The 14,274-nt window shown below is 34.9% G+C and carries 11 protein-coding genes; all 11 read left to right on the top strand.

Translation table 11 applies throughout. The features are described 5' to 3' along the window. The first annotated feature begins 328 nt into the window (after positions 1-328). The 11 genes from araD (at position 329) to larC (ending at position 14,149) form a co-directional block, all read left to right on the top strand. Positions 329-1,024 carry an L-ribulose-5-phosphate 4-epimerase gene (araD, locus tag BUC25_RS04265; protein WP_073199959.1) on the top strand — a complete coding sequence of 232 codons (696 nt, stop codon included), beginning with the start codon at positions 329-331 and terminating at the stop codon, positions 1,022-1,024. 67 nt (positions 1,025-1,091) lie between these two features. Beyond that, entirely contained in the window at positions 1,092-2,567 is a 1,476-nt protein-coding gene (gene araA / locus BUC25_RS04260) for an L-arabinose isomerase (RefSeq protein ID WP_073199957.1), read from the top strand. Between the two features lie 167 nt (positions 2,568-2,734). Next, on the top strand, positions 2,735-3,850 hold the full coding sequence (locus BUC25_RS04255) for a GntR family transcriptional regulator (RefSeq protein ID WP_073199955.1): 1,116 nt from the start codon (positions 2,735-2,737) through the stop codon (positions 3,848-3,850). A 270-nt stretch (positions 3,851-4,120) separates the two neighbouring features. Further along, on the top strand, positions 4,121-5,245 hold the full coding sequence (locus BUC25_RS04250) for a GntR family transcriptional regulator (protein WP_073199953.1): 1,125 nt from the start codon (positions 4,121-4,123) through the stop codon (positions 5,243-5,245). A 274-nt stretch (positions 5,246-5,519) separates the two neighbouring features. After that, positions 5,520-7,034: an arabinosylfuranosidase ArfA gene (gene arfA / locus BUC25_RS04245; RefSeq protein ID WP_073199952.1), complete on the top strand. Its 1,515-nt coding sequence runs from the start codon at positions 5,520-5,522 to the stop codon at positions 7,032-7,034. Between the two features lie 94 nt (positions 7,035-7,128). Continuing rightward, the gene (locus BUC25_RS04240) at positions 7,129-8,610 is read left to right on the top strand and encodes an alpha-N-arabinofuranosidase (protein ID WP_073199950.1); all 1,482 of its coding nucleotides are present in this window, start codon (positions 7,129-7,131) and stop codon (positions 8,608-8,610) included. A gap of 583 nt (positions 8,611-9,193) precedes the next feature. Next, on the top strand, positions 9,194-10,075 hold the full coding sequence (locus BUC25_RS04235) for a carbohydrate ABC transporter permease (protein ID WP_084543383.1): 882 nt from the start codon (positions 9,194-9,196) through the stop codon (positions 10,073-10,075). Then, the gene (locus BUC25_RS04230; RefSeq protein ID WP_073199946.1) at positions 10,075-10,914 is read left to right on the top strand and encodes a carbohydrate ABC transporter permease; all 840 of its coding nucleotides are present in this window, start codon (positions 10,075-10,077) and stop codon (positions 10,912-10,914) included. Before BUC25_RS04235 ends, BUC25_RS04230 begins: the two co-directional genes overlap by 1 nt. Positions 10,915-10,939: 25 nt before the next feature. Then, positions 10,940-11,557 (top strand): YesL family protein, encoded by a 618-nt coding sequence (locus BUC25_RS04225; RefSeq protein WP_073199944.1) that lies wholly within the window; start codon positions 10,940-10,942, stop codon positions 11,555-11,557. A 266-nt stretch (positions 11,558-11,823) separates the two neighbouring features. Next, the gene (locus BUC25_RS04220) at positions 11,824-13,161 is read left to right on the top strand and encodes an ABC transporter substrate-binding protein (protein ID WP_073199942.1); all 1,338 of its coding nucleotides are present in this window, start codon (positions 11,824-11,826) and stop codon (positions 13,159-13,161) included. A 214-nt stretch (positions 13,162-13,375) separates the two neighbouring features. Continuing rightward, positions 13,376-14,149, top strand: coding sequence for a nickel pincer cofactor biosynthesis protein LarC (gene larC, locus BUC25_RS04215; protein ID WP_073199940.1), 774 nt, complete (start codon positions 13,376-13,378; stop codon positions 14,147-14,149). Positions 14,150-14,274: the final 125 nt, after the last annotated feature.

Here is a 14,274-nt window from a genome sequence, read left to right as displayed (position 1 = left end):
AAAGCTCTGCTTGAGTAGATGTTGCACTTGTGCCCGTGGTAAAAGGGAAGTGGGCAAGCCGAAGCGGATATGACACTCATACATCATGTCAAAATTACCACAAGGTCATGTCGCAGTTTCTGTATAAGGTGTAACAGTACATTATGAATATAATCCTAGTCGGATTAAAGTATCCGTTTATTACATTTTTTTAAGAAAAATGTGCAAAAATTTATTAAATTACTACTTATATATTGAATGTACGTACGAATTGTATTATTATAGAAGTAAATATTTTTACACATACGTACAAGGATAATAGAATATCTAGAGAAAGGTGGAAGGCAGCATGCTTGAAAAACTTAAACAGCAAGTGTTAGAAGCAAACCTTGATCTTCCTAAGTATGGTTTAGTTACATTTACTTGGGGCAATGTAAGCGGTTTCGATAAGGACTCAGGCTTAATGGTTATTAAGCCTAGTGGTGTTCCGTATGAGGATTTAAAGGTAGAAGACTTAGTAGTTTTAGACTTAGATGGAAATATTGTCGAAGGTGAGTTAAAACCATCTTCCGATACGCCAACCCATCGTCTGCTTTATCAAAAATTCCCTGGTATTGGTGGGATCGTACATACACATTCACCATGGGCTACAAGTTGGGCACAAGCAGGTAAAGGTATTCCGGCGCTTGGAACAACCCAGGCCGATTACTTTTATGGTAAAGTTCCCTGTACAAGACGTATGACACAGGAGGAAGTATCCGGTGAATATGAATGGGAAACAGGAAATGTCATTGTAGAAACTTTTAAGGATATCGATCCACTTCAAATTCCAAGTGTGCTAGTGCATAGTCATGCACCTTTTAACTGGGGGAAAGATCCACATGAAGCACTTCATAATGCCGTTGTATTAGAAGAAGTAGCGAAAATGGCATTGCACACGTATCAAATCAATCCTAATGCTGAAGACATGGATCAATTCTTGTTAGATAAACACTATCTAAGAAAACATGGTGCTAATGCTTATTATGGACAAGATAAAAAGTAATAATTAATCTCTAAATGCGAGAGTCATTAAAAAAATAATCTATAATAAACAATAGGAGGAATACATTATGTTAGAAGTACGCCCATATAAATTTTGGTTTGTTACAGGAAGTCAGCACCTTTATGGAGAAGGACCATTAACAGAAGTAGCTAACAATTCAAAAGAAGTAGTCGAAGGATTAAATAAAGAGGGCAATCTGCCTTATGAAGTACAATTCAAAGAAGTGTTAACGACATCAGATGATATTTTGCGTTTGATGCAACAAGCAAATACCGATGAAAATTGCGCTGGTGTCATTACTTGGATGCACACATTCTCCCCAGCAAAAATGTGGATTGCCGGACTAAATTCATTACAAAAACCATTATTACATTTGCATACGCAATATAACCGAGATATTCCTTGGGACAGCATTGATATGGACTTCATGAACTTAAACCAAGCAGCACATGGAGATCGTGAATATGGATTTATTGGTACACGCATGGATGTATCACGTAAAGTAGTTGTTGGTCACTGGCAAAGCAAAGATGTGACAACTAAGGTTGCAGGATGGATGAAAACAGCAGTTGCTGTAACAGAAGGATCAAATATTCGTGTAGCTCGTTTTGGTGATAATATGCGAAATGTAGCTGTTACAGATGGAGATAAAATTGAAGCGCAAATTAAATTTGGCTGGGTCGTTGATTACTACGGTATCGGTGATTTAGTAGAAGAAATGGACAAAGTATCAGAAACAGATATTGATGGATTATATAAAGAGTACCAAGAATTGTATGACATACCAAATAAAGAAGGTAATGTAGAAGACTCTATCCGTTATCAGGCTAAAATCGAACTAGGTTTAAAATCCTTTTTGAAAAAAGGCAACTATACAGCATTTACAACAAATTTTGAAGATTTACACGGAATGAAGCAATTACCAGGACTTGCGGCACAGCGTCTGATGGCTGAAGGTTATGGATTTGCAGGTGAAGGGGATTGGAGAACAGCAGCATTAACGCGTTTAATGAAGATTATTGCGGATAACAAAAATACTTCCTTCATGGAAGATTACACCTATCATCTTGAACCAGGAAATGAAATGATATTAGGTTCACATATGTTAGAAATCTGCCCGACAGTATCTGCTACAAAACCAAAAATTGTAGTTAATCCATTATCAATGGGAGATAAAGAAGATCCTGCACGTTTAGTCTTTGATGGAAAAGGTGGAGATGCTGTTAACGCATCATTAGTGGAAATGGGTGGTCGCTACCGTCTTGTTATTAACGAAATCAAAGCAGAACAGCCTAAAACAGAAACACCTCATTTACCGGTTGCAAAAGTTCTATGGAAGCCACAGCCTTCTTTAAGTGAAGCAACAGAGGCTTGGATTTATGCAGGTGGAGCACACCATACGGTTTTCTCTTTTGACGTTACCACAGAACAATTATATGACTTTGCAGATATGGCAAAAATCGAATGTGTAGTTATTGATAAAGATACAAACCTTCGTCAATTCCGCAATGAACTAAAATGGAATGAAGCAATATATCGCTAAAGAGTTAAAACAGAGGCCTTTTTCATTAGAGGTCTCTGTCTTATTTTATCAAAAAAACTGCATCACAGATTAGCAGCTCTTGACAGTTTTTATTAATTCTATATGCTTAAATTAAGGTACTTATTAACTAAGTTATGAATTTGCAGAATTACTGAGGTGTATAAAAGATGCAAACAAAATATAGTATAGTAAAGCAAGCAATAAAATCTCAAATTTTAGATGGTACATTTCAACCTCATCAAAAAATCAGTTCTGAAAGTGAACTTATGAAACAATTTGGTGTTAGTAGGCATACAGTAAGGTTAGCAATTGGAGATTTAGTAAACCAAGGATGGTTATATCGTGAGCAAGGAGCTGGGACGTTTTGTGCTGATCGCTCCAAAGATGATGTGGCTTCATTAATTCGTCAAAAAAATATCGCCATTATAACCACATATATTTCTGATTATATTTTTCCATCAATTATTCGAGGGGCAGAATCTTACTTAAGCGAACAAGGATATCAAGTAAGTCTTTTTAGTACAAATAATGACCACAATAATGAACGGAAATTTTTAGAAAAAATTCTAACTCAACATTTTGATGGTGTGATTATTGAACCAACTAGAAGTGCTATTACGAATCCCAACATAAATTATTATTTGAATTTGGAAAGACAAAACATACCTTATCTAATGATTAATGCATTTTATGATGAATTAGAACCATTCCATATTGTGATGGATGATGAAAAAGGCGGGACCATTCAAACAGAGCACTTAATTGAATTAGGTCATAAAAATATTCTGGGTTTCTTTAAAAATGATGATATTCAAGGGACTAAACGACTGAAGGGATATTTAAAAGCACACCGAAAGCATCAAATTGAAATTTTGCCTAATAATATCATTACATACAATACAGAAGAAAAAAACACAAAACCGGCAGAAATGTTACGTAAAATGCTTCAGGAGCCAAAGGAACATAGGCCAACTGCGATTGTTTGTTACAATGATGAATTAGCAATAAAATTGCTTGACGCAATACGTGAAGCACAATTAAAAGTTCCAGAAGATATATCAATTGTTGGTTTTGATGATTCCTTTATGGCGGAAGTTACCGAAGTTAAATTAACAACTGTGTCTCATCCTCAAAGTGAAATGGGTAGATTAGCCGCAAAAGTAATTCTAGACATGATTAAGCAAATAAAATCACCTAATAAAGACCAGCAAAACATGGCGAAAGATCTTATTCGCTTTGATCCTGAACTCGTTATTCGAAATTCAACTGCAACGATTAAATGATAAATCATACTTAGAGCTGTTACTCATGTATTGCACATAGAGTGATGGCTTTTTTGATTGGTTTCGCAATTTATGGAATGGGTTGTAAATAAGCTAAAATTTGGTATACTAGTAGTACGTACAAATATATAGGAGCAACAAGAATCAATCCAAAAATGTAAACGTTACCAAACAGGTGATTTAAATGATTGTTCTCTTAAGCTTGGGGAACAACTTATTTAATTTCGTTTATAAAGTAAGGGAAGGGAATATTTTAGGGGGTGTAGGGAGATGGAAGCTAAATATAAAAAGATTAAACAATCAATCAAATCTAAGATATTAGAAGGGCTTATTATTCCTCATGAAAAAATAAGTTCAGAAAGTGAATTAATGGAACAATTTAGTGTTAGTCGCCATACTGTTCGCTTAGCATTGGGAGAATTAGTAAATGAAAACTGGTTATATAGAGAACAAGGAGCAGGTACATTTTGTCAAGACCGATCAAAGATTGAGAATAACCAGCAATTTGAACATCCAACTAAAAACATAGCGATCGTGACATCATATATATCAGAATATATATTTCCAACCATTATTAGAGGAGCAGAGGCTTATTTAAGTGATCAAGGTTATCATGTCAGTATTTTTAATACGAATAATCAATATATACAAGAAAAGAAAATTTTAAGTAATATATTGTCAGGTAACTATGACGGGGTTATTATCGAACCAACCAATAGTGCTTCATCTAACCCGAATTTGAATTATTATCTTAAATTGGAAAAAGAACAAATACCTTATGTGATGATAAATGCTACTTATGAAGAATTAGAACCAACCAGTTTTATGATAGATGATGTAGAAGGTGGCTATATGCAAACCGAACATCTATTGAAACTTGGACATACATCGATAGCGTGTATGTATAAAACGGATGATGCTCAAGGCCAAAAAAGGCTCAAGGGATATATTAAAGCACATCGTGATTATAAGACCTCTATAAATCCAAAAAATATGATAACTTATTGTACGGAAAATGAGCACATAAAACCATTTGAAGCTATAAAACAATTAATTGAAACGAAGAATGAAAAGCCAACAGCGATGGTTTGTTATAATGATCAACTCGTACTTAAATTAATGGATGTCCTGAGAGAAGGAAAAATTAAAATCCCAAGAGACTTATCATTTGTAGGATATGATGATTCCATGCTGGCGGAAATATCTGAAGTAAAACTAACATCTATTATTCACCCTAAGAGCCAAATGGGCTTAGATGCAGCAAAAGCAATGATTGCGATGATAGAAAAAAGAGGTCTATCATTTGACAATGTAGCTTTATCAAAATTGTATAAACCAGAAATAAAACAACGACAATCTACAACAGCTATAAATAAAGATTTAATAATCTCATAATTTTAAAAGCAAAGTATTTTCTGGAAATACCTTGCTTTTTATATTTGATTGGTAAATTTTATATATTAATACTTAAATATTGCTCATGAAATTGAGTATGAAAGCCTTGACAAATACATAATAATTTCATAATCTTAATATACGTACAATTACTCGAAAAAATATAAATAAGAATGAGATGTACGATCAAGTATTTAGTTAGCAATAGTTTGTAAGCGGTTAAAATCTTGACAGTAAGTCTTTTAATTTGAAGATAATAGAAAGGATGATAGTAATGGTGAAAGAAACAGTGAAGGCAAAAATGGTAGTGGACAAGGAGTTTCAAATTTCGGAGATTGACCCTAGAGTTTACGGATCCTTTATTGAGCACTTAGGGAGAGCTGTCTATGGTGGTATTTTCGAGCCGGATCATCCAACAGCAGATGCAAATGGTTTCAGACAAGATGTTATTGACTTAGTAAAAGAATTACAAGTGCCAATTGTAAGGTATCCAGGTGGTAATATGGTTTCTGCCTATAACTGGGAAGATGGTGTAGGTCCAAAAGAAGAGCGTCCTAAGCGATTAGAGCTTGCCTGGAGAGTTACGGAAACAAACCAAGTAGGAACGAATGAGTTTGTTGATTGGGCAAAAGCGGCTAATTCAGATGTTATGATGGCAGTAAACCTTGGTACAAGAGGGATAGATGCTGCTAGAAACTTATTAGAATATTGTAACCATACAGGTGGAACTTATTGGAGTGATTTAAGAAAATCACATGGGTATGAAAATCCACACAATATAAAAACATGGTGTTTAGGAAATGAGATGGATGGACCTTGGCAGGTCGGCCAAAAAACAGCACATGAATATGGTCGCTTAGCATATGAAACTGCCAAAGCGATGCGTCTGGTTGATCCTGAAATTGAACTAGTGACTTGTGGAAGCTCTAATTCTCAAATGCCAACTTTCCCTAGTTGGGAAGCAGAGACATTAGAACATACGTATGAAGTAGCTGACTATATCTCACTGCACCAGTATTATGGTAATAGAAGTGGAGATACAGCCAACTTTTTAGCTAAGTCTATGGATATGGAAAATTTTATTCAGACAGTTATTGCAACATGTGATTATATTAAGGCAAAGAAACGCAGTAAGAAGGACATGTATTTAAGTTTTGACGAATGGAATGTTTGGTTCCACTCCAATCAACAAGATAAGGAAATTGAGCCATGGACAGTAGCACCGCCTCAATTGGAAGATGTTTACACATTTGAGGATGCGTTGTTAGTGGGAAGTATGTTAAATACAATGTTACGTCATTCAGACCGTGTGAAAATTGCCTGTATGGCACAACTCGTTAATGTAATTGCACCAATCATGACTGAGAATAGCGGAGCAGCTTGGAAACAAACGATTTTCTATCCTTATTATTATACTTCTGTATATGGAAGAGGAGTAGCATTGAATCCAGTAGTAAGCTCTCCGAAGTATGACAGTAAAGATTTCACAGACGTACCTTACTTAGATCCGTCTGTTGTATATAACGAAGAAAAAGAAGAGCTAGTGATTTTTGCGACTAACCGTCATTTAGAAAAGCCGTTAGAAGTAGATGTCGATGTAAGGGCTTTCGAAGGTTACGATGTAGTTGAACATGTAGTATTAGAAAATGAAGACGCAAAAGCAGTAAACATTGCTGGCCAGGAAAATGTAACACCACATTCTAATGGTGAATCGTACGTAGATGATGGGAAACTAGTAGGTATTTTCCCTAAATTCTCTTGGAACATGATTCGTTTGCAAAAGAAATAATAGATTAAATGGAAATAATAGTGGAGAAAGATCGCAATGGATACTTTCTCCACAACTATTATGAAGAAAATAAATATTTTAATGAGGTGAGAGTATGTCAAACAAAGCAATTATAAATGCTGATGTAAAAAAGGGAACAATTAATAAAAATATTTATGGTCATTTCGCAGAACACTTAGGCCGTTGTATTTATGAAGGATTTTGGGTTGGTGAGGACTCTGATATACCAAATACGAATGGTATAAGAAATGATGTCGTAGAAGCACTAAAAAATATTAAAATTCCAGTACTTCGTTGGCCTGGAGGTTGCTTTGCAGATGAATATCACTGGAAAGATGGTATTGGACCTAGAGAAAATAGAAAACGTATGGTGAATACCCACTGGGGTGGTGTGATTGAGAACAATCACTTCGGTACGCATGAATTTTTTATGCTTTGTGACATGTTAGAAACAGAACCTTATGTATGTGGAAATGTAGGTAGTGGTACGGTTCAGGAAATGTCAGAATGGGTAGAATATATGACATTTAACGGTGAATCACCAATGGCAAATTTGCGTCAAGAAAATGGAAAAGAAGAGCCTTGGGCGTTAACTTATTTTGGTGTAGGAAATGAGAACTGGGGTTGCGGTGGAAATATGCGACCACAATATTACGCAGATCTTTATAATCGCTTTCAGACGTATGTAAGAAATTACGGTGAAAATAAAATCTACCGTATTGCTGGCGGTCCTAATGTGGATGATTATAAATGGACAGATGTGCTCATGCGTGAATCGGCGCAACACATGGATGGCTTGAGTCTGCACTATTACACAATTCCAGGTGAATTCTGGACTGGTAAAGGTGCTGCAACCAATTTCCCTGAAGATGAGTGGGATGCTACCATGCACAAGGCATACCACATACAGGAACTAATTGAGAAACACAGTGCTATTATGGATAAATATGACCCAGAAAAACGTGTTGGTCTAATTATCGATGAGTGGGGAACTTGGTTTGATGTTGAAGAAGGAACAAACCCAGGGTTCCTTTATCAGCAAAATACGATTCGTGATGCATTGGTTGCAGGAGTATCATTAAATATTTTTAATGATCATAGTGAACGTGTTCAAATGGCAAATATTGCTCAAACTATTAATGTGTTACAGTCTATGATTTTGACGGATAAGGAAAAAATGATCTTAACTCCTACCTATCATGTTTTTGAAATGTATAAGGTGCACCAAGATGCGGCAAAAGTAGCCTTAGATATTACTTCTGACACATTTAAAGTTGGAGATAAAGAGATGCCTCAGGTAACTGCATCTGCATCAAAAGCAAATGATGGGAATATTAATATTACTTTATGTAATGTAGACAGAGCAAGTGCAGCTGACCTTACGATTGATTTACGTGGAATGGATGTAAACCAAATAAACGGTCGTGTATTAACAGCAAATGAAATGGATGCACACAATACATTCGAAAATCCAGACAATGTAAAACCTGTTAAATTTACAGATTTCCAAGTTAATGGGAATGAATTATCTATTAATTTACCATCCAAATCTGTTGTAGCATTGACTGTAGAATAAAATGAAATTCCTACTTATTTTAAAAAGCCGATAAGAAAACTTATCGGCTTTTTAAATGAAAAAAGATAACTAAAACAAGCTTATTGACCATAGAATGGATGTAAGTGTTAATTCAGCGATCAAGATATCAGGGGAGTAAACGGGTTATTATAATATTGAACCTGTTGTACGTAATAGTTTTGGTGTGTAATCTTGATCGTGCGATGGTACAAGCATGAAATATAATTAACCTTTTTATTTACCAAGGAACCAAAAAAACAATTGCATAACCGTATAGTTAATGGTGAAATGCTGTTATTTCCATAAGAACCCATTTATTATAAATTTAAGTTAAGAAAAGAGTGTATTTTTTTAAGAAAATGATTGAAAAAACTTATCCAGTTATATATAATAGAAACAACCAACACTTATACGTACGTTTGGTTGCGATTACATGATCGGTGTTACTAAACTGCATATCGTCTTAAGTGAAATTTAAGAAGTCTATAATTATTGAAAGCGCATTCAGTTTATTTAATTTTAAGGAGGGGTTACAGTGGCAACAAGTCAAACAGTAGATGCAAAAAAAGGTCCCAGCCCAATTATGAAGTTCCTAAATTCTAAGAAGGTTGTACCTTATATTTTTGTATCACCATTCATTATTTCATTTTTGATATTAACAGTATATCCGGCAATTCGTGGTATCATCATGAGCTTTCAAAGTGTGCTACCAGGACAAGTTAATTTTATTGGGTTACAAAACTATGAGAGGGTTTTCAATCCGACATTTTATAAAGCCTTGATGAATACATCGATTTATGTAGTGTTGACAGTATCAATTTTAACGATATTACCAATTATTTTAGCGGTAATACTCGACTCGAAATTTGTAAAATTGAAAACGCTATTTCGTGCTTCTTTATTTATGCCGGCATTAGCTTCAACCATTGTTGCAGGTATGATTTTCCGTTTAATGTTTGGGGAAACAGATACAGCAGCGGCAAATCAGGTTCTTAATTGGCTAGGAATGAGTTCCGTGGATTGGAGATACAATGCATGGTCAGGAATGTTTCTAATGGTTATGCTTTGTGTTTGGCGTTGGTTAGGGGTAAACATTCTTTACTTCTTAGCAGCCTTACAAAACGTACCAGATGAATTATATGAAGCTGCCGAAATTGACGGAGCATCTATTTTGCAAAAGTTTTGGTATGTAACATTACCATTTTTAAAACCAGTAACTATTTTTGTGGTAACAATTTCTATCATAAACGGCTTTCGAATGTTTGAAGAGAGCTTTGTGTTCTGGGAAGCAGGTTCACCTGGAAACATTGGTTTAACAGTTGTAGGTTATATTTATCAACAAGGTATACAACGAAATGATATGGGCTTTGGTGCCGCTATCGGTGTAATTCTAATGCTTATTATCTTCGTTATCAGTTTCATTCAGTTAGTTCTAACAGGTGCATTCAAGCGGGGTGACGAATAATGAAAAAAGAAACCAACAGTACAGCAAAATGGATTATGAATATTGGAATGGTACTTGTTTGCTTAATCGTATTATTTCCAATGATCATGTTATTAATTTCCTCTTTGAGACCTTCTTCGGAATTGATGCGTACAGGTATAAGTTTAGCGTTTGATTGGAGTTTGCTGAATATTGATAATTATAATTATATCTTTACACAGGCAGGAAGCTATTGGACTTGGTATGTGAACAGTCTGATTATTTCGGCAGTTACGATAGTGTTATCTTTGTTTTTCTCAGCAATGGTAGGTTACGCATTAGCAGTGTATAACTTTAAAGGAAGAAACTTATTCTTTACATTTGTAGTATTTATACTAATGGTACCATTTGAAATTTTAATGCTACCGTTATTCCAAATGATGATTACAGCACAGCTAGTAGATTCTTATATAGGTGTCATTTTACCGATGATTGTAGCACCTATCGCTGTCTTCTTCTTTAGACAATATGCTTTAGGATTACCTGTCCAGCTGATGGATGCAGCAAGAATAGATGGAGCGACAGAATATGGTATCTATTTTAAAATTATGCTACCTTTAATGGGACCATCGCTAGGTGCAATGGCCATATTACAAGGGCTTGGAAGCTGGAATAACTTCTTATGGCCATTAATCGTATTACGTTCGAATGATATGTTTACTTTACCTATTGGTTTGGCAACACTATTAACACCTTATGGGAACAATTACGATGTATTAATTGCCGGATCGGTAATGACAATAGTACCAATTATTATCCTATTTATCTTCTTCCAAAGATACTTTGTAGCTGGTTTAACAACTGGTGGAGTGAAAGGGTAATAGTGTTAATTAGGATGTGACAAAGATGTTTGGACAGCAAATTGTAGGTTCGTTAGATCGCTTCTTAAGAATAATATTACAAGTAGCATGGTTAAATTTTCTCTGGATAGGATTTTCATTAGTAGGACTTGTAGTAGGTGGGATATTCCCGGCTACTACAGCTGCTATTGCAGTAGCAAGAAAATGGGTGCAAAAAAAAGAAGTAGTTTCAGTTTTCAAGTCTTTTAAACAAGCGTATAAAAAGGAATTTGTTAAATCAAATATAATTGGAATTATCATAACTGTAGTTGGCATTATATTGATAGTGAATTATCAAATATTACTGCAGTTAGGTGATCAAATCTCAATCATTGCTGTTTTTTCTTATTACTTTGTCATATTCCTGTATGGAATTCTTGTTTTGTGGATTTTTCCATTGTTAAGTCATTATGATTCAACTATATTTCAATATTTCAAGAATGCTTTAATTATTGGTATAACTAAGTTGCCGATAACTATTATGCAAGGTTTGATTATATTTTTTATATTGTACATCTCATTAGAATTTCCAAGCATGTTGATTTTTTGTACGATCAGCTTAATTACGATATCTGTGGCTTATTTTTCAGTGAAAGTTTTCAAAAAAATTGATGCAGCTGAATAAATCATGTACGTACTAATTTGTCGAAGTGTGTGATTAATCATAGAATTAATCAATGTATTCATTAGTATAACTTCAAAAACTTATTGACAAATAACAGACGTAATGGTATCTTATAGTTAACAACGATGTGAATGATAACGAAGCGACCATTTGTTTAAACTTAATCTTGTACGAACAGGTTACAAAACAGATGACTTCGTTTATTATTTTTCAATTGTTGAAAGCGGTTACTGATTTTATAAATTATTTTTTTAGGGGGTAAAAAAATGAAGAGAAAAAGTTTATTAGCTTTAATTTTCGGTCTAGTTGCAATGTTCTTAATTGCTTGCGGCGGTGGAGATGACGAATCTAGTACTGAGGCAGATGAAGTTTCAACTGTTGGGGAAGATCTAGAAGGAGCTACCAAAATTAGTTTATGGACATTTGCAGCACAACACGTGGATTTTTACATTGATGCAGCAGAAAGATGGAACGAGGAAAATTCAGATCGTCCCATTCATTTAACAGCTGAGACATATCCATTTGATCAAATGCATAATAACTTATTATTAGCATTACAATCTGGTGATGGTGCTCCAGACATTGCAGATATTGAAATTGCGCGTTTCCCTAACTACATGGAAGGTGAACCACAGTTAGAACCGATGAACGAATATGTGGAACCAGAACTAGATAACTTTGTTGAATCTCGTTTTGACATTTATGCAAAAGATGGAAATTACTATGGAATGCCAACTCACGTAGGGGCATCTGTAATGTACTATAATACAGAAATTATGGATGAAGCTGGTGTGGATATAGATTCCATCAAAACTTGGGATGATTTCAAGGCAGCTGGTGAAGAAGTAATTGCAAATACAGATGCCGTTATGTATAACACATTCCCAGGTGATTATCTACCATACTTCCAATTAGTTTCACAACAAGGATCAGACTTCATTGATGAAAATGACAACATTACCATTAATAGAGAAGAAAACGTGGAGGCATTACAGTTACTAAAAGACATGCAAGAATCAGGTATTGCTGAGGTAGCGCCAGGTAATGAACCACATGCAGAAGAATATTATTCATATATGGGTGATGGTGGAGCGGCAGCAGTTGCAATGCCGATCTGGTATATGGGTAGATTCACTGATAGTATGCCAGACTTAGAAGGTAAAATGGTAGTACGTCCTTTACCAGCATTTGAAGAAGGTGGAAACCGTTCCGCAGGTATGGGTGGTACTGGTACTGTTGTAACAAACCAAGCAGAAAATAAAGAATTAGCAAAAGAGTTTTTAGCTTATGCGAAGCTTTCTCAAGAATCCAACATTAAGATTTGGACAGTATTAGGGTTTGACCCAGTACGTCATGATGTTTGGGATCATCCGGAAGTACTAGAAGACAATAAATACTTCCAATATTTTGGTGATGATATCTTTGATACATTGACAGAAGTACAAGATGAAATTAATGCGATCAATGTTTCACAATATACGCCAGATGTTGCAACTGAAATTAACACAAATACGTTGAATAACGTTCTACGTGATGGTTCACAAACACCACAAGAAGCATTGGATGCTGCACAGGAAGCAGTTGAATCTCAAGTAACAGAATAATAAATTATTATGGAAGGGCTATCTTGATAGATAGTCCTTCTTTTGTTTGCCTGATGAATAGTGAATCATATAAAATAAAACAGAGTAAAACAAAACTTATCAGGAAGTTAACGTCCGTAAATTTCTCACATAACTTCATTGTTAGATCTCGAAACATTAAGTGGGATAGTACGAACGAAAAATCGTGATAAATATTATAATGGAGGAAAGGAAAATGACTAAAATATTGTACCTCGATTGTTTTTCGGGTATCAGTGGAGATATGACCATAGCAGCATTACTGGATACAGGAATCTCATTTGAATGGTTTGAATCACAATTGTCAAAATTAAATCTTTCTCAAGAGTATAAGCTAAAACTAGATACAGTAATAAAAAATGGGATTAATAGTAATAAATTTGATGTGATCTTCACTGAGGATTCACATCATCATGACCATAGCCATAGTCATACGCATGATCATCAACATAACAATCACCATCACCGTACCTATAAGGATATAGTAAAAATGATTAAAGAGAGTGAATTGAATGAGGTCGTAAAGAATATTTCCCTGGATATGTTCAAAAAAATAGGTGAGGCAGAAGCAAAAATTCATGGAATGGATTTAAAAGATGTTCATTTTCATGAAGTAGGTGCTATAGACTCTATTATTGATATCGTAGGAGTAGCGGTTTTAGTTGATCACCTAAAAGTAGATCAAATTATTGCTTCCCCAATTCCTGTAGGATCAGGTCATATTCATATCGATCATGGTATCTATCCAGTACCGGCACCAGCTACTTTAGAAGTGCTGAAAGATGTACCACTTAAAAAAAGTACGATAACCGGAGAGCTGACAACACCAACAGGAGCAGCAATTATTAAAACATTAGTTTCTGAATTTAGCGAAATGCCAAGTATGCAGGTGAAGCATATTGGGTATGGAGCAGGAACTAAAACCTTCCCAGATCACCCTAATGTGTTACGCGTCTTAATTGGAGAATAAAAGGACCTGCAAAGAAATACTTTATAACTATAAAAATCCAAACGATTATTAGAGTAAACGTCGATATCGTATGAATTTTCATGCGTATTAGGAAGATACTGTGACATAGCAGAAGTGGTAATTAT

It is taken from the genome of Gracilibacillus kekensis (genome assembly GCF_900143085.1).
GTDB lineage: Bacteria > Bacillota > Bacilli > Bacillales > Amphibacillaceae > Gracilibacillus > Gracilibacillus kekensis.
Note: the sequence above shows the minus strand (reverse complement) of the source record. Positions and strands in the feature narration are given on the sequence as shown.

Coding starts and splice junctions, on each gene's coding strand:
- larC (WP_073199940.1), top strand. CDS start 13,376: ATGACTAAAATATTGTACCTCGATTGTTTTTCGGGTATCAGTGGAGAT.
- BUC25_RS04255 (WP_073199955.1), top strand. CDS start 2,735: ATGCAAACAAAATATAGTATAGTAAAGCAAGCAATAAAATCTCAAATT.
- BUC25_RS04240 (WP_073199950.1), top strand. CDS start 7,129: ATGTCAAACAAAGCAATTATAAATGCTGATGTAAAAAAGGGAACAATT.
- araA (WP_073199957.1), top strand. CDS start 1,092: ATGTTAGAAGTACGCCCATATAAATTTTGGTTTGTTACAGGAAGTCAG.
- arfA (WP_073199952.1), top strand. CDS start 5,520: ATGGTGAAAGAAACAGTGAAGGCAAAAATGGTAGTGGACAAGGAGTTT.
- BUC25_RS04225 (WP_073199944.1), top strand. CDS start 10,940: ATGTTTGGACAGCAAATTGTAGGTTCGTTAGATCGCTTCTTAAGAATA.
- BUC25_RS04235 (WP_084543383.1), top strand. CDS start 9,194: ATGAAGTTCCTAAATTCTAAGAAGGTTGTACCTTATATTTTTGTATCA.
- BUC25_RS04250 (WP_073199953.1), top strand. CDS start 4,121: ATGGAAGCTAAATATAAAAAGATTAAACAATCAATCAAATCTAAGATA.
- BUC25_RS04220 (WP_073199942.1), top strand. CDS start 11,824: ATGAAGAGAAAAAGTTTATTAGCTTTAATTTTCGGTCTAGTTGCAATG.
- BUC25_RS04230 (WP_073199946.1), top strand. CDS start 10,075: ATGAAAAAAGAAACCAACAGTACAGCAAAATGGATTATGAATATTGGA.
- araD (WP_073199959.1), top strand. CDS start 329: ATGCTTGAAAAACTTAAACAGCAAGTGTTAGAAGCAAACCTTGATCTT.